Below are 19,382 nucleotides of genomic sequence, written 5' to 3'. Positions count from 1 at the left end.
ATCATCGCTGTGTCATATTCAGCAAGCACCTGAAATCGTCCGCGCGACAGGAGTACTCTCGGCTCTTTTATACGCTGAGCCTTCATTCGTACACGGTGTGTGACGGCGTACGGGCGTACGAAAATCGGGGCCCCGCGGGGGCCGTGAACGTCAGATTCCGGCGATACGCAGCGCCGCGTCGGCCGTGGCCTCCGCGAACGCCGATACGGGCCGCTGCGGGTCGGAGCGGTGGACGAGGATGACGCCCTCGATCAGCCCGAACAGCAGATCCGTCCGCAGATCCAGCTCACTCTTGGCGAGCGCGCCTCCGGCCGGCGTCGCGGCGAGCAACTGCCGGTAGGTGTCCTTGAGTTCGGCCCGAACAGCATGGAAGCCGGCGAAGTGCTCGGTGCGCACCTCGGGCAGCAGATAGAGAACGCCGAGGTTGTGGGGGTCGCCGCAGAGCAGCTCGACGTCAGTGCGGCACAGCTCCCACAGCCGGTCCTCCGCCGACTTCGCGTCGTCCGCGAGGAGTTCGCGGGCGAGGGTCAGGGAGGGCGTGACCGTGGACTCCAGGAGCTCGGCGAGCAGCTCCTCCTTGCCGGAGACGTAGTGGTACATGGACGCCTGGCGCATGCCCGCCCGCTCGGCGACGGCCCGGGTGGTCGTGGCCGCGTATCCCCGCGTGGTGAACAACTCGGCGGCGGCGGCGAGCAGTTCGGCGCGCGGGGCGAGGCCGCTGTCCGGCCGCTGCGCGGCACGCGGCCTGCCGACCCGTCGTCCAGCACCGGTTCCCATGTGTTCGATCCTCGCACACGGCACCACACGGCGATCTAGCCCGGCGATCTCTCGGTGATCTTCGTGAGGGATCGGTAACCGGGCGGCAACAGCCGGGCAATGTCCGCGACCCGGCCCGCACCTAATTTCTGTCGAGCGACAGAAATGACAGCCGTACCAGCCGGAGGTCCCGCGATGGCGACAGCGACCACTTACGGAGCCCGTGACCACGCCCGGGCGCAGGAGGGAACCCGCGCCGAGGCCATGCCCGTCGTCCCGGCGAGCGACTGGCCGGCGCCGCCCTGCGAGGCGGGTCACCTGGTGTGGGCGGAGACGGTGGCGGGCGGCAACTACACGCACAAGGTGCTGGCCCGCGGCACCGAGCTCCGACTGACCGACCTGAGCGGTGACGCCTGCGCGCATCTCCTGCTGTACGTGGCCGACCGCCCGTGGGAGCGCCTGAACGTGGCGGACACGGTCAAGGTCCAGTGGAACGCGTACCTGGGCGAGGGCCGGCTGCTGCTGTCCGACCAGGGCCGGGTGCTGGCCTCGCTGGTCGCCGACACCTCCGGGCGGCACGACGCGCTGTGCGGCACCTCCACGCTCGTACGCAACACCGCGCGGTACGGGGACGGGACGCCGCAGTCCGCGTCCCCGGCCGGGCGTGAGCTGTTCAAGCTGGCCGCCGCGAAGAACGGGCTCGAGCCGCGTGATCTGCCGCCCTCGCTCTCCTTCTTCCAGGGCGTGGAGGTACGCGACGACGGCTCGCTCGACTTCACCGGTTCGGCCGGACCCGGCGCCGGCGTCACCCTGCGCGCCGAGCAGGACGTCACGGTGCTGATCGCGAACGTGCCGCACCCGGCCGATCCGCGCCCGGACTACGTCAGCACCCCGCTGGAGGTGCTCGCCTGGCGCTCGGAGGCCACCAAGCCGGGCGACCCGCTGTGGGAGGCCACGCCCGAGGGCCGCCGCGCCTTCCTGAACACCGCCGAATTCCTTGCCGCGAGGGGGATCGCATGACCCGCACCGTTGTCCCGGCCCGGGCCGCCTGGTCGGCCGTCGTCCGCTCCGGCGAGACGCTCACCGTCACCGATCTGCACGGCAACCAGGCCGTCGACTTCCTGGTGTACGACGCCCACGACACATCCGTCCGCTACAGCGCGCCCGACACCATCCACGCGCAGGGCAACCTGTTCCTGACCACGGGCAGTGTGCTGATGTCCAACGAGCACACCCCGCTGATGACCGTGACCGAGGACGGGGTCGGCCGGCACGACACGGTCGGCGGCGCCTGTTCCAAGGAGTCGAACAGCCTGCGCTACGGCCATCAGACCTGGTCCCAGCACGCCTGCGTGGACAACTTCCTCGCGGAGGGCGCCAAGTACGGCCTCGGCAAGCGCGATCTCGTCTCGAACATCAACTGGTACATGAACGTGCCGGTCGAGAAGGACGGAACCCTCGGCATCGTCGACGGCATCTCGGCGCCGGGGCTCAAACTGACGCTGCGCGCCGAGCGCGATGTGATCGTGCTGGTCTCCAACTGCCCACAGATCCACAACCCTTGCAACGGCTTCGAGCCGACCGCCGTGGAGATGACCATCGGGGCGCCGGAATGACCTTCGACACGCTGCTCGTCGCCAACCGGGGCGAGATCGCGGTGCGGATCATCCGGACGGCGCGAGAACTCGGCCTGCGGACGGTCGCCGTGTACTCCGACCCCGACCGCTGCGCACCCCACGTCCGGCTCGCCGACGAGGCCGTACGGCTGGGGCCCGCGCCCGCCAAGGAGTCCTATCTCGACGCCGACCTGGTCCTGAAGGCGGCCAAGGACACCGGTGCCGGGGCGATCCACCCGGGGTACGGCTTCCTCTCCGAGGACGCGGCGTTCGCGCGCCGCTGCGAGGACGCCGGGATCGTGTTCGTGGGCCCGACGCCCGAGCAGCTGGAGCTGTTCGGCGCGAAGCACACGGCGCGGGCGGCGGCGGAGGCGGCCGGGGTGACGCTGGCGCCGGGCACGGGTCTGCTCGCCGGTCTTCCAGACGCCCTGGAGGCAGCCGACCGGATCGGCTATCCGGTCATGCTCAAGGCCACCGGGGGCGGCGGCGGCATCGGTATGTCGGCATGTCGATCGGCCGATGAACTGACCGAGGCCTGGGAGCGGGTGCAGCGCCTCGCCGCGGCCTCCTTCTCCTCGGCCGGCGTCTTCCTGGAACGCCTGGTCGAGCACGCCCGCCATGTCGAGGTGCAGGTCTTCGGCGACGGCCGGGGCCGCGTCGTCACCTTCGGCGACCGCGACTGCTCGCTCCAGCGGCGCAACCAGAAGGTCCTGGAGGAGGCTCCGGCGCCGGGACTGCCCGCCCGCGTACGCGAACAACTCGCCTCGGCTGCCCGCGACTTGTGTGCCTCGGTGGACTATCGCTCGGCCGGAACCGTCGAGTTCGTGTACGACGCGGCGTGCGAGGAAGCGTACTTCCTGGAGGTCAACACCCGCCTCCAGGTGGAGCACCCGGTCACCGAAGAGGTCTACGGGGTCGACCTGGTCGCCTGGATGCTGCGGCTCGCGCGCGGCGAGACGGATGTCGTACGGGACCCGGGGGCGCCGCGCGGTCACGCCGTCGAGGCCCGCGTGTATGCCGAGGACCCCTCGCGCGACCACCGGCCGAGCGCGGGCCTGCTCACGCGGGTCGAGTTCCCGGGCGGGGTGCGTGTGGACAGCTGGGTCGAGACGGGCACCGAGGTGACCACGTCGTACGATCCGATGCTCGCGAAGATCATCGCGTACGGCCCGGACCGCGCGCATGCCCTGGAGCGGCTCGACGAGGCGCTGGCCAGGACCCGGGTCGACGGCATCGAGACGAACCTCGGGCTGGTGCGGGCGGCGCTCGCCTGCGACGACTTCCGGGCGGCGGCGCATTCGACGGCGACGCTCACGAAGGTCACCGACCGGACGGCGCGCGTCGAGGTCGTCTCCGGCGGGACGCTCACCACCGTCCAGGACTGGCCGGGCCGCACCGGCTACTGGCAGGTGGGCGTGCCGCCCTGCGGCCCGATGGACGATCTGTCGTTCCGGCTGGGCAACCGGGCGCTCGGCAACCCCGAGGGTGCGCCGGGACTCGAATGCACCTTGCAGGGGCCGACGTTGCGGTTCACCCACGCCACAACGGTATGCGTCACGGGTGCTGCCGCGCCGGTCACGGTGGACGGTACGGCGGTCGCCCAGTGGGAGCCGGTGACGGTGCCGGCCGGAGCCGTACTGGAGGTCGGGGCCCCCTCCGAGCACGGACTGCGGACCTATGTGCTGTTCGCGGGCGGTCTGGACGTGCCGGCCTTCCTGGGCAGTGCGGCCACCTTCACCCTGGGCCGGTTCGGCGGGCACGGGGGCCGGGCGCTGCGGACCGGGGACGTCCTGCACGGCGGGTCGGTCACCGGCGAAGGTGCCCCGGTACCCGCCTCCGACCGGCCGGTCTTCGGCCCGCAGTGGCACGTCGGCGCCCTCGAAGGCCCGCACGCCGCCCCGGAGTTCTTCACCGAGGACGACATCCACGACTTCTACGCCGCCGACTGGAAGGTGCACTTCAACTCCGCGCGGACGGGCGTGCGGCTGGTCGGGCCGAAGCCCCGCTGGGCGCGTACGGACGGCGGGGAGGCGGGCCTGCACCCGTCCAACATCCATGACACTCCCTACTCGGTCGGCGCGGTCGACTACACGGGCGACATGCCGGTGCTGCTGGGCCCGGACGGCCCCTCGCTGGGCGGCTTCGTCTGCCCGGCGACCGTCGTCAGCACCGAGCGCTGGAAGCTCGGGCAGTTCCGGCCCGGCGACACGGTGCGCTTCACACCGCTCGCCGAGGACGGTTCGCAGCGGCCCGCGATCGTGGACGGCGGGGTGCTCGCCCGGGACGGCGATGTGACCTTCCGGCGCAGCGGCGACGACAACCTGCTGGTCGAGTTCGGGCCCATGCGGCTGGACCTGGCCCTGCGGATGCGCGTCCACGCGCTGATGGAGGCGGTGGCGGAGGCCGACCTGGACGGCGTCACGGACCTGACACCCGGCATCCGCTCTCTGCAGATCCAGACGGACCCCCGCAGGCTGCCGCAGCGCGAACTCCTCGCCACGATAAGGGAGATCGCGCGGACGCTACCGCCCAGCGACCAGCTGGTCGTCCCCTCCCGCACCGTTCATCTCCCCCTGTCCTGGGACGACCCGGCCACCCGCGAGGCGATCGCCCGCTACATGGCGGGCGTCCGCGACGACGCGCCCTGGTGCCCGTGGAACATCGAGTTCATCCGCCGCGTCAACGGTCTGGACTCGGTGGACGACGTGTACCGCACGGTCTTCGACGCGGAGTACCTCGTACTGGGCCTGGGAGACGTCTACTTGGGCGCGCCTGTGGCGACCCCGCTGGACCCACGCCACCGACTGGTCACCACCAAGTACAACCCGGCGCGCACCTGGACCGCCGAGAACTCCGTCGGGATCGGTGGCGCGTATCTCTGCGTGTACGGCATGGAGGGTCCCGGCGGCTACCAGTTCGTCGGCCGGACGACCCAGGTGTGGTCCGGCTGGCAGCAGCGCGGCGCGTTCGAGCCGGGCTCGCCGTGGCTGCTGCGCTTCTTCGACCGCATCAAGTGGTATCCGGTGGCTCCGGAGGAATTGCTGGAGTTGCGGGCCGACATCACGTCCGGCCGGTTCGTCCCGCGGATCGAGGAGGGCGAGTTCTCCCTGGCCGCGTACGAGGCATTCCTCGCCGAGAACGCCGACTCCGTCGCGGAGTTCCGGGCCCGGCAGGGCGCCGCCTTCTCGGCGGAACGGGACGCCTGGGAGGCGGCGGGCGAGTTCACCCGCGCGGAGTCGGCCACCGCGCCCGCCCCTCCCGCCGCCGAGGTGACCGTCCCCGCGGGCGGCCGCCTGATCGAGGCCGAGTTCGCCGCGTCCGTCTGGCAGCTGAACGTCAACCCGGGCGACACGGTGACAGCCGGCCAGCCCCTCCTCGCCCTGGAGGCCATGAAGATGGAATCCAGGATCCCGGCCCCGATAACCGGCGTGGTCCAACAGATCCTCACCAGGCCGGGCGCCCAGGTGGAGGCGGGCACGGCACTCATGGTTCTGGCGCCCGCGCCTTGAGCGGTCTGGTGATGTGTGTGGCAGCACCTTGAAATCTCGCCGGTGGTGTGGGCAGGCGTTCCGCAGGGCGATGGGGCCGCCCCCGCGCGAGCGGGTGGGCACACACCACCCACCGGCCGGCAGTCGACGATGAGACCCCAGGCAAGGAGCACCGATGTCGTCCCCCACACTGACCAGAGTCCACATGGCGTACGCCCACATCGAGGCCACAGACCGCCCCGAGATCTGGATCGACCTACGCCCCCAGGCGGAGGTCGAACAGGAGGCCCGAGCCATCGACGAGCGCGTCGCGGGGGGCGAACACCTCCCGCTCGCGGGACGCCTCTTCGCGGCGAAGGGCAACATCGACGTGGCGGGCCTCCCCACCACCGCCGGCTGCCCGGCCTACGCGTACACCCCGGAGGGCGACGCGCCCGCAGTCGCCCGCCTCCGCGCGGCAGGCGCGCTCGTCCTCGGCACCACGAACCTGGACCAGTTCGCCACCGGCCTGGTCGGCACCCGCTCCCCGCACGGCGCCGTACGGGGCGCCCTGGACCCGACAAGGATCAGCGGCGGCTCCAGCTCGGGTTCGGCCGTGGCCGTAGCCCTGGGCATCGTCGATTTCGCCCTCGGCACGGACACCGCGGGCTCGGGCCGCGTCCCCGCCGCGTTCAACGGCATCGTCGGCCTGAAGCCGACCCGCGGCCTGGTGCCGACGACCGGCGTCGTCCCGGCCTGCGCCTCGCTGGACTGCGTGACCGTCTTCGCCCGCACGCTCCCGGAGGCCGAGCAGGCCCTCGCGTACATGACCTCTCCGTCGGGCCGCGAGCTCCCGGCGCTCCCCCAGCGCACGCCGGGTCCGTGGCGCGTCGCCGTACCGCCGACGGCACAGCTCGGTGAACTGGACGAGGGCTGGGCCCGGGCATACGAGGCCGCCGTCGGCCGGCTCGTCGCGGCCGGGGCCGAGGTCCGCACCCTCGACCTCACCCCGTTCACCGAGGCCGCCGCGATGCTCTACGAGGGCGCGTTCGTCGCCGAGCGCTACACGGCCGTCGGAAGCTTTGTCGACAAGTTGATCGCCGAAGGGGGTGCGGGGCTCGACCCGACCGTCGCCGGGATCATCACCCGCGCCCGGGACATCCCGGCCCACCAGCTGTACGCCGACCAGGAGCGTCTGGCCGGCCTGCGCGACCGGGCGCTCGCTCAACTCGACGACGCGGACGCGCTGTTGCTGCCGACCGCTCCTGGCCACCCCACACTCGCCGAGGTGGCCGCCGATCCGCTGGGCGCCAACGCCCGGCTGGGCCGCTTCACCAACTCCACGAACCTCTTCGACCTGGCGGCCGTCGCCGTCCCGGCCGGGCTCACCCCCGCCGGTCTGCCCTTCGGCGTGATGCTGATCGGTCCCGCGTTCACCGACGAGCGCCTCGCCCGGATCGCCCGGCTGCTCGAGCCGCGCCTGCGGATCGCGGTGGTCGGCGCGCACCTGTCGGGCCAGCCACTGAATCCCCAACTCCTCTCGCTGGGAGCCCGGTTGGAGCGTACGACCACGACGGCCCCCGTGTACCGCCTGCACGCCCTGTCCACCACCCCACCGAAGCCGGGACTGGTGCACGTGGGCGCGGGAGGTGCCGCCATCGAGACCGAGGTCTGGCAGCTCCCCGCCGAGGGGCTCGGCCGACTCCTCGCCACGCTCCCCCGCCCGATGACACTCGGCCGGCTGGAGCTCGCCGACGGCACCCACGTACCCGGATTCCTGTGCGAGCCCGACGCTCTGTCCGATGCCGCCGACGTCACGGCGTACGGGGGCTGGCGGGCGTATGTGAACCGCTGACGCCAGGTTCAGCTCCTCTGGCGATTGAGGAGCGGGGCCCGGGGCGGAGCGCAGTGCCAGCCCCTCCGGCTGTTGAGGAGCGGGGTCCGGGGCGGAGCCCAGTGCCAGCCCCTCCGGCGTTTGAGGAGCGGGGTCTGGGGCGGAGCCCCAGGTCGGGACGGGAAGGGGCGGAGGGGGCGAAAACCCGCCCCGTCCAGCCCAGCCCCCCGCAGGCAAGCGCCGTCGCCTCACCCCACCGACGAGTACGCCACCACCCCGCGCAGCAACCCGTCAACGGCCTTGCGGGCGTTCTTCGCGACCGTCGAGGCCCCGCCGCCGGAGACGGGCGCGGCAGCCGCGATCTGCCCCAGCACGTCAATGACCTGCTTGCACCAGCGCACGAAGTCACCGGCAGGCATCTCCGCCTCGCGCAGGACCTCGTCGAGCCCCTTGCCGGAAGCCCACTCGTGCGCGGCCCAGGCGAAGCCGAGATCCGGCTCGCGCTGGCCGACACCCTCCGTCTGGGTGATCCGGAAGTCCTCCTCCAGGGCGTCGAGGCGCCCCCAGATACGCACCATCTCGCCGAGCGCCGCCTTCGCCTTGCCGGACGGCACCTTCGGCGCCATCGCGTCGTCGGCGGCCCGGGACTCGTACACCAGCGCCGAGACGCAGGCGGCGAGTTCGGCGGGGCCGAGCCCCTCCCAGACACCGGCGCGCAGGCATTCGCTGGCGAGCAGGTCGAGTTCGCCGTACAGCCGGGCGAGCCGCTTGCCGTGCTCGGTGGCCTCGTCGCCGCGCAGATAGTCCAGCTCGGTCAGCAGGGCCACGATCCGGTCGAAGGTGCGGGCGATGGTGTTCGTCCGGCCCTCGATACGGCGCTCCAGCTGTGAGGTGTCGCGCTGCAGCCGGTGGTAGCGCTCGGCCCAACGGGCGTGGTCCTCACGGTCGTCGCACCCATGGCAGGGATGGGCCCGGATCGCCGTGCGCAGCCGGGCGATCTCGCGGTCGTCGGCGGCCTCGGCCCGCTTCTTGCGGTGCCGGTCCGCGACGATGTGGCCGGCCTTGGTACGCAGCGCCGAGGCGAGGTCGCGGCGCGACTGCGGCGAGCGCGCGTTGAAGGACTTGGGGATCCGCATCCGCTCCAGCGCCTCGACCGGCACCGGGAAGTCCATCGAGGCCAGCCGCTTGACCTGGCGCTCGGCAGTGAGCACGAGCGGGCGCGGCCCGTCGTGCTGCTCGAAGCCGCGGTGGCCGTTGGACCGGCCCGCGGGCAGCCCGGGGTCCAGCACCAGGGCCAGCCCGGCGTACTTGCCGGTCGGCACGTGGATCACATCGCCGGGCTTGAGCTTCTCGAGTGCGACGGCCGCCTCGGCTCGCCGGTGTGCCGCGCCCTGCTTGGCCAGCTCGGTCTCGCGGTCCTTGAGCTCGCGGCGCAGCCGCATGTACTCCTCGAAGTCCCCGAGGTGGCAGGTCATGGACTCCTTGTAGCCCTCGAGGCCCTCCTCGTTGCGCTGCACCTGCCGGGAGATCCCGACGACCGACTTGTCGGCCTGGAACTGCGCGAAGGAGGTCTCCAGCAGTTCGCGCGAGCGGTGCCGCCCGAACTGCTCGACCAGGTTCACCGCCATGTTGTACGACGGCTTGAAGCTGGAGCGCAGCGGATACGTGCGGGTGCCCGCGAGGCCCGCCAGATGCTCGGGACTGAAGCCGCGCTGCCACAGCACGACCGCGTGGCCCTCGACATCGATGCCACGGCGCCCCGCCCGACCGGTCAGCTGGGTGTACTCGCCGGGCGTGATGTCGGCGTGCTGTTCGCCGTTCCACTTGACGAGCTTCTCCAACACCACCGAGCGGGCGGGCATGTTGATGCCGAGCGCGAGGGTCTCCGTCGCGAAGACGGCCTTGACCAGGCCGCGTACGAAGAGTTCCTCGACGACCTCCTTGAACGTCGGCAGCATGCCCGCGTGGTGGGCCGCGATGCCGCGCTCCAGGCCCTCCAGCCATTCGTAGTAGCCCAGGACGTGCAGGTCCTCGCTCGGGATGGAGGCGGTGCGCTCCTCGACGAGTTCGCGGACCTTCGCCCGCGCCTCTTCGTCGTTCAGCCTCAGGCCCGCGTACAGGCACTGCTGGACGGCGGCCTCGCAGGCCGCGCGGCTGAAGATGAACGTGATGGCGGGCAGCAGCCCCTCGGCGTCGAGCCGCTCGATGACCTCCGGGCGGCCCGGCGTCCAGATACGCGAACGCTGTCTGCGCTCACGCTCGCGGTCGGCGTCGCGCATCGCGCGGCCCCGCCTGCGGTCCTGATACGACGGACGGCTGGCCTCCATGCGCGCCATGCGCGTGAGGTCGGGGTTGACGGCCTTCTTCTGGCCCTCGCCCTCCTCGAAGAGGTCGTACATCCGCCGCCCGGCCAGCACGTGCTGGAACAGCGGCACGGGCCGGTGCTCGGAGACGATCACCTGGGTGTCGCCGCGCACGGTGTCCAGCCAGTCGCCGAACTCCTCCGCGTTCGACACGGTCGCCGAGAGTGACACCAGGGTCACCGACTCCTGGAGGTGGATGATCACTTCCTCCCAGACGGCGCCCCGGAAGCGGTCGGAGAGGTAGTGCACCTCGTCCATGACCACATAGCCGAGTCCGAGGAGGGTCTGCGAGCCCGCGTACAGCATGTTGCGCAGCACCTCGGTGGTCATCACGACCACCGGGGCTTCGGAGTTGACGCTGTTGTCGCCGGTGAGCAGGCCGACCTTGTCCGCGCCGTAACGGCGGCACAGGTCGGAGTACTTCTGGTTCGAGAGCGCCTTGATCGGCGTCGTGTAGAAGCACTTCTTGCCCTGCTGGAGGGCGAGGTGGACGGCGAACTCGCCGACGATCGTCTTGCCGGAGCCGGTGGGCGCGGCCACGAGCACACCCTTGCCCGCCTCGAGCGCCTGGCACGCCTCGATCTGGAAGGGGTCGAGGCCGAAGTCGTACATCTCGCGGAAGGAGGCGAGCGCGGTGGCCTGCTCGACAGCGCGCCTGCGTGCTGCCGCGTACCGCTCGGCCGGTGAGAGGTCCTCTGTCATCGTGCTTTCGAGACTACCGGGAGGCACTGACAACAGGACGATCAATATCCGGATCCACAGCTGTGAGACCCCGGATCCCCGCAGCTCAGGCAGCCGCCACCCGCACCGCTGCCCGTACGCACTGCGCGGTCAGCGGCAGCGGTCCCAGCGGTTCCCCGTCCGCGTACCCGGTGATGCCCTCCGCGACCAGCTCCACCTTCGCGGCCCGGTGGACGGTCACCTTGGGATGGTCGAGGTGGGTGCCCTTGTAGACCTTGGGGAACACCTTGAGCAGCGTCGTACGGCCACAGTCCCCGACGACCGTGATGTCGAACAGCCCGTCCTCCAGGTCGGCGCCCGCGCAGATCCTCATGCCGCCGCCGTACGACGATCCGTTGCCGACGGCCACCAGCGTCGCCTCGATCTCCCGGACCTCGCCGTCGTCCAGCGTGATCCGGTACGGGAACGGTTTGAAGGCGGCGAGTTCGGCGAGCATCGCGAGGTCGTACTTGAAGCGGCCGGTGGGCCACCGCATGCGGTTGCCGCGGTCGTTGACCCGGGAGTCGAAGCCGGAGGCGAGAACGGTGGCGAACCATGTGCCGTTCACCCGGCCCAGGTCGACGTCGCGCAACCGTGCGCCCTTGAGGGCCTCCGCGACCACGCGTGCGGCGGCCGCCGGGTCGCGTACGGGCAGGCCCAGGGCGCGGGCGAAGTCGTTCCCGGTGCCAACGGCGACCAGGCCGAGCGGGGTGCGGGTCCCGGCGACGGCCTGCAGGGCCAGGTTCGCCATGCCGTCGCCGCCGACGGCTATCAGGGCGCCCGTGCCGTCGTCGACCGCGGCACGCGCGCGCGTGAGGGCGTCCCGCGCGTTCTCACCGAGGACCGTGCGGACGGAGAATCCCGCAGCGCGCAAAGCCGAAGCGGCCGGCTGCGCCGCGTGGGCGCCCCGGCCGCGTCCCGCGGTGGGATTGACGAAGAGGGTGATCTCGCTGGTCACAGGCCCGACCCTACGAGGTCCGAGCGCTTCGTCAGGTCACGTCGTCATAACCGTTGACGCGGTCCGAGCTCGCCTGCTCGGGCAGCGCCCGGCTGGCCGAGACGGTCTCGACCTCGCCGATATCCTCGGGCGAGAGGTCGAGGTCGGAGGCCTCGTCGTCGTCCGGTCCCTCGGCCTCGCGCTGTCGCTTGCGACGGTCGTTGAGGAGCGAGAAGCCGACCGCGCCGAAGTACAGGATCCAGATCGGCCCGGCGAGCGCCAGCATGGTCAGCGGGTCGGTGCTGGGGGTGGCGACAGCCGCGAAGACCGTGATGCCCATGATCATGGCGCGCCACCAGCCGAGCATGCGCTTGCCGGTGAGGATGCCGGTGAGGTTGAGCATGACCAGCAGCAGCGGCAGCTCGAAGGAGAGACCGAAGACGACCACCATGCGCGTGACGAGGTCGAGCAGATCGTCCAGCGGCAGCAGGTTGTTCACGCCGTCCGGCGTGAAGTCGATCAGCACCTTCGCGGTGGTGGGCAGCACCTTGTAGGCGAAGAACGCGCCGCCGAGGAAGAGCGGCACGCCCGAGCCGACGAACGCGTACGCGTACTTCTTCTCGTTCTTGTGCAGGCCCGGCGCGACGAACGCCCAGAGCTGGTAGAGCCAGACCGGCGAGGCGAGCGCGATGCCCGCCATCAATGAGACCTTCAGCGCCAGGGTGAAGGGGGCGAGCAGACCGTTGATGGTGATCTGGGCGCACTGTTTGCCCTGAGGCATCTTCGCCACCTCGGCGAAGGTCTTCGGGCACCCGACCGATTCCAGCACCGGTTTGGTGAAGAAGTTGATGATGTCGTTGTAGTAGAAGGCCGCGACGACCGTGACTACGACGATGGCCAGCATCGCCTTCGCGAGCCGGTTTCTGAGCTCACGAAGGTGCTCCGCGAGGGGCATCCGCCCCTCGGGATCCTTCTCCTTGTTGCGGGCAGACTTGAGCAACCCACGTTCCCATCTCGTGCGGCGGGCCGGAGATCACCGGCCCTGCGTCAGCGCTTGGTCGTGTCCGTGGGCTCGCTGACCGGGCGCGAGCTGGTCACGTCGCCGGGCGCGGCCTGGATGGTGCGCTGAGCCGGGGGCTGCTCGTCGGTGTTCGGCGGACCGGCCGGGGCGGGCGTGCTGCCCTCGTCCTTCATCGCCTTGGCCTCGCTCTTGAGGATGCGGGCGGACTTGCCGAGCGAGCGCGCCATGTCCGGAAGCTTCTTCGCGCCGAACAGCAGGATGATGACGACGAGGATGAGAATGATCTCGGGAGCTCCGAGCCTTCCGAACATAAGTCATTACCTTCTCACCGAGGCTGCATGGGCGGGGTGCCGTCCGACCGGTCGGACATGTGTCCGATGGTCGTGTTGACAGCGATCGTAACGCTCAGGGGTGAACGCGGGGCAATCCCTGTGCGTACTCCCAGTTCGCGACCCGCGCCTCGTTATCCGGGCCGCGACCATGAGCGTACCCGTCGTCGCCGCGAAGGTGACAGGGTGAAAGACAACCCCAAGCGCGCCGCGCCCACGACTCACAGGGCGTCCACAGAGCCCGCCGTGCTCACGGCCGCCCGCTCCAGATCCTCGGCCGCCCTGTTGATGCGGCGTGCGGAGTCGGAAACCTGACGGCCCAGACGCTCCGCTTCCACAAAGACACGGACGGCGAGCACGCCGAGAACGGCGATTCCCAGGAAACCCACAGCGATCGCAAGCATCGGCCAGAACATGACGTCGACCCTAGAGGGTGGAGTGCAGCCGCAGGGTGCGCACCCCGCCCCCGGTGAGGAGTTCGACGATGCGTTCGCCCGCGGGCTTGCGCACAGCGGATCCGCACTCGGGGCAGGTGAAGGAGTAGAAGGTGGTGCGGCTGCTGGCGCCGATGGCCAGGCGCAGGGCACTCGCCCTGAGCTCGAAGCCGGCCCGGCAGTCGGGACAGGCGGCCTTGAACATCACGTCGACCACCCTTCTCATCCCGGCGAACGCCATCCCGACCGACATCTCCGGCGCACTCGGGAGCGCACCGGCCCGGCGCGGCGCACCGGCCTTCCCGGACGGCACGGCTCCCTCCGAGGCACCGGCCCTCCCCGACACACTGGTCTTCCCCGGCGCACCCGACATCGACGACGTGCTCAAAGCTCCTGCTCCTGCCTGTCGTACGGCCCGTCCTGAACCCCTCGCAGCCCGTCCCGCTCGTCCGGGGCGTCCAGCCCGTCGTAGGCGGCAAGCGCCTCGCGGGCCGTACTGCGGGCGCGGTCCGCGAGATCCTGCGGCGACACGATCCGGCCATCGCGGCCCAGGCGCAGGGCCAGCCGCCGCAGCGACGCCGGATCGGGGGTCCGCAAGGTGATGCGCAGTCCGCCGTCCGGCAGCTCATCCGCGCTGTCGTGCGGGTAGTACTCGGCGACCCAGCGCCCGCCGGGACCGACCTCGACGACCACTTCGGGATCCTCGGCGGCCGGCTGCACCAGCCCCTCGGAGAGGTCGCGCAGCTCGATCTCGGGCGGCGCGGACGGCTCGTCCAGGATGCGGATCTCGGCGACCCGGTCGAGCCGGAAGGTGCGGCGCGCCTCGGAGCGGCGGCACCAGGCCTCCACATACGTGTGACCGACGCTGACCAGGCGGATCGGGTCGATCTCGCGCTCGGTGAGCTCGTCACGCGAGGGCGAGTAGTAGCGGATCCACAGCCGGCGCCGCTCGGAGATCGCCCGGTCGACGTCCGCGAAGACCCCGCCCTCGGATTCGAAGGTCACCGACAGCCGGGAGCTGGCGCCGGCCGCTTCGCCCGAGGCGGCCTCCACCTTGGCGGTGGCGCGCAGCAGCGCCTGCCGGTCGCCCTCGCGCAACCCGGGCAGCGTGGACACCGCACGGGCGGCCACGAGCAGCGCGGTCGCCTCGTCGGCGGCGATACGAAGGGGTTCGGCGACGTCATCCGGGTTGTGCCACCAGATCCGGTCGCCGTCGGTGTCGATGTCGAGCAGATCCCCGCCGCGGAAGCTGGTCCCGCACAGCGGCAGCACGTCGAGGTCGGAGATCAGCTCGTCCTCGGTGATCCCGAAGGCCCGGGCGACATCGCTGACTCGGGCGCCGGGGCGCTCCCGCAGATAGGTCACCAGGGAGAGCATCCGCCGGGTCTGGTCGATCGCGTTCGTGGGCCTGGCCGGTTTTCCTGCCACTTTCTTACGTTCCCCCTCAGCCCTTGGCCACGGCGCGCAGCCGGTCCACGACATCGGCCCGCAGCTCGGCGGGCTCCAGGACCACCACGTCGGGCCCGAACTCCACGAGCCATGCGTCCAGGCCGTGCCCGTACGGAATCCTCAGCTCGTCCCAGCCGCCGCCCAGCTCCCTCACGGAGACGGCCTTGGCGCGCAGCGGGTAGCCCGAGCCCGTACGCAGCCGGATCAGCGCGGAGCGGTCGGTGATCTCGCCCGCCCAGCCGGCCACCGTCTCGCGCACGGTGACGACGTCGGGCACCTCTGCCGTGTACCGCCCGGCGCGGGTGCGGACCTTGCCGGTGATCCGGGAGAGCCTGAAGACGCGCTCGGCACCGCGGTCGCGGTCCCAGCCCGCCAGGTACCAGTGGCCGCGCCAGCACTCGAGGGCCCACGGCTCGACGTGGCGGGTCTCCGGGTGCGCGGCGGTGGCCTTGCGGTAGTCGAAGACGACGGGGCGGCGGTCGCGGCAGGCGAGCATCAGCGGCTCGAAGGCCGCCTCGTGCACCGGGATGTGCGGTTCCAGGGCGCCATGAGCCTCGTACGGGTCCACGTCCTCGGGCAGTCCCGCGGCGCGCAGCTTCTGCAGTGCGCCGCTCGCGGCGCCGGCGAGGCGTGCCTGCTGCCAGACCTTGGCGGCGAGGCCGAGGGCGGCGGCTTCCTCGGCGTCGAGCGTGATGGGCGGCAGACGGTTGCTGTCGCGGCGGGCGAGATAGCCGACCTCGCCGTCGAGGTTCTCCACCGTCTCGATGACCAGGCCGAGTTCGCGCAGATCGTCCTTGTCGCGCTCGAACATCCTGTTGAAGGAGTCGTCCGAGCCCGCTTCCAGATAGGCCTCGATGGACTCGCGCAGCTCGCGCTTGCTGAGCGGCCGCCGCGTCCCGAGCAGACACAGCGCCAGGTTCATCAGCCGCTCGGCCTTGGCAATGGCCATCGACGCCCTTCCTATGGTGCTTCCGACGGATGACCGTACCGCTCCGGAGTGTCGCGGCAAAAGCCGAGGGCCCATGCCCGGACAGGCATGGGCCCCAGGTGATCGGGTCCGGTCAGACCTCACCGACGCCGTACGACGATCAGACGGATCTGATCGCACTCCGATCTCATGCGACGATCAGACCGCGACCAGGTCCACGACGAAGATCAGGGTCTCGCCGGGCTTGATCGCCGGGGTCGGGCTCTGGTTGCCGTAGGCGAGGTGGGCCGGGATGGTCAGCTGGCGGCGGCCGCCGACCTTCATGCCCTGCACACCCAGGTCCCAGCCCTTGATCACGCGGCCGCCGCCCAGCGGGAAGCGGAAGGCCTGGCCTCGGTTCCAGCTGGCGTCGAACTCCTCGCCCGTGCTGAAGGCGACGCCCACGTAGTGGACGGTGACGGTCTGGCCCGCGACCGCCTCGGCGCCGTCGCCCTCCCAGATGTCCTTGATCTCGAGGTCCGCCGGGGGCTCGCCGCCCGGGAAGTCGATCTCGGGCTTCTCGATGCTCACTTCATTACTCCTTGTTGCACGGCCTGCGTCCCGGACAGTCTCACAGACTCTGTGGTCAGACCGTGCCAAGGATATCGACCACGAAGACGAGAGTGTTCTTGGCCAGCTCGCTGCTGGGGTTGGCGCCGTAGCCGAGAGAGGGCGGGATCACCAGCAGCACGCGGTCGCCCACGTTCTTGCCGACGAGGCCCTTGTCCCATCCGGCCACCACGGAGCCGGTGCCGATCTGGAAGGCGGTGGCGCCACCGTGGTCCCAGGAGGAGTCGAACTTCTTGCCGTCCTCCCACTTCACCCCGGTGTACTGGGCGATGAGGCCCTGGCCGGCCTCCACCTTCTTGCCGGTGCCCTTGATCAGCACCTGCTCCTTGAGGTCCTTGGGTGCCTTGGTGTTCTTGGGGATGGTGATGGTCGCCGCCTTCGGCGCGGGGGCCGACACCGTGGGCATGCCCGGGTCGGGTGCCGCCTGCGTCCCCTTGACATAGGCCTTGGCGTCGACGCCGGCGGAGCCGACCGCGTCGACCACCCAGACCAGCACATCCTTGGCGGTGATGCCGGAGGAGGTGTTCAGCCCCGCGCCGATCAGATCGCCCGCGGTGCCCTGCACCAGGATCCGGCTGCCCGTCTTCTGCCCCTTCAGGGCGTCCAGGACCTTGGCGGGCAGCTGCTGGCTCTGCTTGCCGATCTGGTCGACGGACTGCTGCCGCGGCGTCTTGGAGCCGGCGGTCGCCGAGGCCCAGGTGCCACCCAGCGCCTGACTGCTCCCCCACTTCTCGACGGTCCAGTCCAGCCGGACGAAGTCGGAGGCCTTGATCACGGCGCCGCTGCCCGTCGAGACCGTCTTGACCACGGTCTTGTCGGACGGCTTCCCGCTCTTGGGCTCGGAGATCTGGGGCTTCGCCCCGAACTCCCCCTTGACCTGAGCGACGCCCGCCGACGTCTCGCTGTCACTCTTGTTGTCCGATCCGCACGCGGCGGTGAACAACAGGGCGGGAACGGCCAGCAGCGCCACGGCACGTCGTTTCACGTTGTAGTTCATCAGTCCAACTGGGAGTCGGGGGTGGGGGCAATGGCCGCCACTCTACGACCTACTTTCCCCCCGCACGGTCTGACGCGAGACACGCCGTCGCCCGGACCGGTGACCGGTCCGGGCGACTGTCAGCCCTGAGCGACCCGCGGACGGTCCGTCAGGAGGCCGTCCTCGCGGACAGCGGGCGGAGCTTGCGAAGGAACTCCGTCCGGTTCATCCGGTCGGCGGGCCCCCCGTCGTAAGCACCGCGCGCGTAGGTGGCGTCGACGACCGTGTCACCGGCTTCCCGGTAGAGGAAGTTGGGTGTGATGGCCGGTCCGCTCTCCGAGTCCACGGCCGTGTACTCGCTGCCGAAGACGACCAGCGAAGCGCCCTTCGCGAACGTGCTCTTGGCCGGGGCTTCCTCGATCGCGTACCGGACGCCGTCCGCGGTGCCGCCCATGGACCGTACGACGACCTCGGCGCCCTTCTTCAGCGCTCCCTTGTGGACCGTGTCGACCCTGACGACGACGGGTGTGTACACGACCTCGAACTTCGTTCCGCCGTCGAGCACGTCCGTGGCGTGCACATCCGGACGCCGGTCCACGACCGTACCCTCGAAGACGTTCTCGTTCATCGGGAACGCGATCGCGGCCTCAGGGCTGCTGTCGACGGCGTACGGGTGTCCCTCGATGACGCGCACGGCCTTGGTGCCGGACTTCTTCGCCGTGCTCTCGTGCCCCCCGCCGGTGGACCCGGCGCACGCCGAGGCGCCGAGGGCGAGCAGGGCGAGAGCGGCCGAGGCGCGCACCAGGGCACGCGGCCTCACTGTGCGAACTGCACTCATTTCTGCTTCCCCCGTCAGTAGATGGCCCGGACGCCGGCTATGTCGTCGCTGTTCAGAGCGCGCCGGGTGCCGGTGTTGATGGTCGTCATGACGGACCCCTTCTCCGCGGACGTGTACGCGGAGCCGTCCGTGCAGGGGCCCGGCCACGGGTGCGCGAGGCCGGTGAAGTGACCGACTTCGTGCACGACGACGGTCTGTACGTCCGCCTTGCCCTGGCCTATGTTCTGACTGGCGTTCACCCAGGTGAAGCGGTTGGAGAGGTACAGCGTTCCGCCGTTGTGCGTGCTGCCCGACACCTGGGTGGAGGCGTATCCGGGCGCGCTGCCCATGAGGCTGGTGTAGCTGTAGGAGGCGCGGAAGGCGTAGATCAGCCAGCCGGCGGTGTACACGGGCGAGTTGTAGCGCAGCGCGGAGCTGCTGCGGTTCCACTGCGTCAGGCCGCCGTTGAGGCCGTTCCGCAGCACGCTGGGGAACGTGGTGTTGACGCCGATGGTCTTCGCGCTGGAGGTGCTGTTCCACTTCGTCATGCCACTGCGGCAGTACGCCGCCGCGGGCGAAGCGGACACTCCCACCAGGGCGGTCGCGATCACGGTTCCCGCTGTGGCGAGAACGAGCGCCGCGCGTCCGTTTGTCTTGACAGAGCGCAAAATGAGCCCCCGGTATGTGTTTGTTGCTGCGAGCGCGGAAAGTCCCCCGCAGGGGGATCCGCAGCGATATCGGCGATTGGTCATGGTCATGCCAATACCGTGAAGCTAACAGCAGACAAAGGAGACGGACCAGGGATATCGCGCCGGGACGGCACGCCGGACGTGAGCCCGACCGACCTGGATCCCGGCGCGCCGCACACAGTTGTTCGAGCTCACGTGGTAGTGGGCCAACGATGGACGGCGACCATTTCATGGCGATTTGCCATGACGGACAGCCCTGAACACCCACAGGAAGGGATGATTCCGCCCAGAGCGCCCCACGCGGGGAGTCGTGACATCTCTCTCACAGTCCCGCTCACACCGTGGGCAACAACCGGCGTCGCAGCACCAAAGAAGCCCGCCACCCTCAGAGCGTGGACCAGGTCCCAGTGGCGCTCCTGGGAGACGCCCTGGGCGGC

Annotated in this window: 17 protein-coding genes; 4 read left to right on the top strand and 13 right to left on the bottom strand. The window is 70.6% G+C overall.

From position 1 onward, the window contains the following. Positions 1 to 150: 150 nt before the first annotated feature. Positions 151 to 777: a TetR/AcrR family transcriptional regulator gene (locus AB0D27_RS21240; RefSeq protein ID WP_362510867.1), complete on the bottom strand. Its 627-nt coding sequence runs from the start codon at positions 775 to 777 to the stop codon at positions 151 to 153. A 174-nt stretch (positions 778 to 951) separates the two neighbouring features. Here AB0D27_RS21240 and AB0D27_RS21235 point away from each other — a divergent pair, with 174 nt between their 5' ends. The 4 genes from AB0D27_RS21235 to atzF all read left to right on the top strand — a co-directional run bounded on the left by AB0D27_RS21235 (position 952) and on the right by atzF (position 7,694). Further along, positions 952 to 1,776, top strand: coding sequence for an urea amidolyase associated protein UAAP1 (locus AB0D27_RS21235; RefSeq protein ID WP_362510864.1), 825 nt, complete (start codon positions 952 to 954; stop codon positions 1,774 to 1,776). After that, positions 1,773 to 2,372: an urea amidolyase associated protein UAAP2 gene (locus tag AB0D27_RS21230; protein WP_362510861.1), complete on the top strand. Its 600-nt coding sequence runs from the start codon at positions 1,773 to 1,775 to the stop codon at positions 2,370 to 2,372. Before AB0D27_RS21235 ends, AB0D27_RS21230 begins: the two co-directional genes overlap by 4 nt. Beyond that, positions 2,369 to 5,881, top strand: coding sequence for a 5-oxoprolinase/urea amidolyase family protein (locus AB0D27_RS21225; protein ID WP_362510858.1), 3,513 nt, complete (start codon positions 2,369 to 2,371; stop codon positions 5,879 to 5,881). Before AB0D27_RS21230 ends, AB0D27_RS21225 begins: the two co-directional genes overlap by 4 nt. 154 nt (positions 5,882 to 6,035) lie before the next feature. Further along, positions 6,036 to 7,694: an allophanate hydrolase gene (atzF, locus tag AB0D27_RS21220; RefSeq protein ID WP_362510855.1), complete on the top strand. Its 1,659-nt coding sequence runs from the start codon at positions 6,036 to 6,038 to the stop codon at positions 7,692 to 7,694. Between the two features lie 227 nt (positions 7,695 to 7,921). Here atzF and AB0D27_RS21215 read toward each other — a convergent pair whose 3' ends face one another. The 12 genes from AB0D27_RS21215 to AB0D27_RS21160 all read right to left on the bottom strand — a co-directional run bounded on the left by AB0D27_RS21215 (position 7,922) and on the right by AB0D27_RS21160 (position 18,867). Continuing rightward, positions 7,922 to 10,783, bottom strand: a complete 2,862-nt coding sequence (locus AB0D27_RS21215) for a DEAD/DEAH box helicase (protein ID WP_362510852.1) — start codon at positions 10,781 to 10,783, stop codon at positions 7,922 to 7,924. A gap of 40 nt (positions 10,784 to 10,823) precedes the next feature. Beyond that, positions 10,824 to 11,714 carry a diacylglycerol kinase gene (locus tag AB0D27_RS21210; RefSeq protein ID WP_362510849.1) on the bottom strand — a complete coding sequence of 297 codons (891 nt, stop codon included), beginning with the start codon at positions 11,712 to 11,714 and terminating at the stop codon, positions 10,824 to 10,826. Between the two features lie 31 nt (positions 11,715 to 11,745). Then, positions 11,746 to 12,693: a twin-arginine translocase subunit TatC gene (tatC, locus tag AB0D27_RS21205; protein WP_362510846.1), complete on the bottom strand. Its 948-nt coding sequence runs from the start codon at positions 12,691 to 12,693 to the stop codon at positions 11,746 to 11,748. Between the two features lie 47 nt (positions 12,694 to 12,740). Continuing rightward, positions 12,741 to 13,025, bottom strand: a complete 285-nt coding sequence (gene tatA / locus AB0D27_RS21200; RefSeq protein ID WP_362510843.1) for a Sec-independent protein translocase subunit TatA — start codon at positions 13,023 to 13,025, stop codon at positions 12,741 to 12,743. A gap of 239 nt (positions 13,026 to 13,264) precedes the next feature. Continuing rightward, positions 13,265 to 13,459: a hypothetical protein gene (locus AB0D27_RS21195; RefSeq protein ID WP_362510840.1), complete on the bottom strand. Its 195-nt coding sequence runs from the start codon at positions 13,457 to 13,459 to the stop codon at positions 13,265 to 13,267. A 10-nt stretch (positions 13,460 to 13,469) separates the two neighbouring features. Beyond that, positions 13,470 to 13,865 (bottom strand): hypothetical protein, encoded by a 396-nt coding sequence (locus AB0D27_RS21190; protein WP_362510838.1) that lies wholly within the window; start codon positions 13,863 to 13,865, stop codon positions 13,470 to 13,472. Further along, on the bottom strand, positions 13,862 to 14,905 hold the full coding sequence (locus AB0D27_RS21185; protein ID WP_362510836.1) for a WYL domain-containing protein: 1,044 nt from the start codon (positions 14,903 to 14,905) through the stop codon (positions 13,862 to 13,864). Before AB0D27_RS21185 ends, AB0D27_RS21190 begins: the two co-directional genes overlap by 4 nt. Positions 14,906 to 14,921: 16 nt before the next feature. After that, positions 14,922 to 15,875 carry a WYL domain-containing protein gene (locus AB0D27_RS21180; protein ID WP_362510833.1) on the bottom strand — a complete coding sequence of 318 codons (954 nt, stop codon included), beginning with the start codon at positions 15,873 to 15,875 and terminating at the stop codon, positions 14,922 to 14,924. 177 nt (positions 15,876 to 16,052) lie between these two features. Continuing rightward, positions 16,053 to 16,424 (bottom strand): FKBP-type peptidyl-prolyl cis-trans isomerase, encoded by a 372-nt coding sequence (locus AB0D27_RS21175; protein ID WP_362510830.1) that lies wholly within the window; start codon positions 16,422 to 16,424, stop codon positions 16,053 to 16,055. A gap of 55 nt (positions 16,425 to 16,479) precedes the next feature. Then, a complete protein-coding gene (locus tag AB0D27_RS21170; RefSeq protein ID WP_362510827.1) occupies positions 16,480 to 17,460 on the bottom strand; it encodes an FKBP-type peptidyl-prolyl cis-trans isomerase in 981 nt (326 codons plus the stop codon). A 148-nt stretch (positions 17,461 to 17,608) separates the two neighbouring features. Further along, positions 17,609 to 18,277 (bottom strand): hypothetical protein, encoded by a 669-nt coding sequence (locus tag AB0D27_RS21165; protein WP_362510824.1) that lies wholly within the window; start codon positions 18,275 to 18,277, stop codon positions 17,609 to 17,611. Between the two features lie 14 nt (positions 18,278 to 18,291). Continuing rightward, positions 18,292 to 18,867 (bottom strand): matrixin family metalloprotease, encoded by a 576-nt coding sequence (locus AB0D27_RS21160; protein WP_362510821.1) that lies wholly within the window; start codon positions 18,865 to 18,867, stop codon positions 18,292 to 18,294. Positions 18,868 to 19,382 lie beyond the last annotated feature (515 nt).

Origin of the sequence: Streptomyces sp. NPDC048415, assembly GCF_040651675.1 — a bacterium.
Classification (GTDB): Bacteria; Actinomycetota; Actinomycetes; order Streptomycetales; family Streptomycetaceae; genus Streptomyces.
This window is presented reverse-complemented; position numbering and strand designations above follow the sequence as displayed.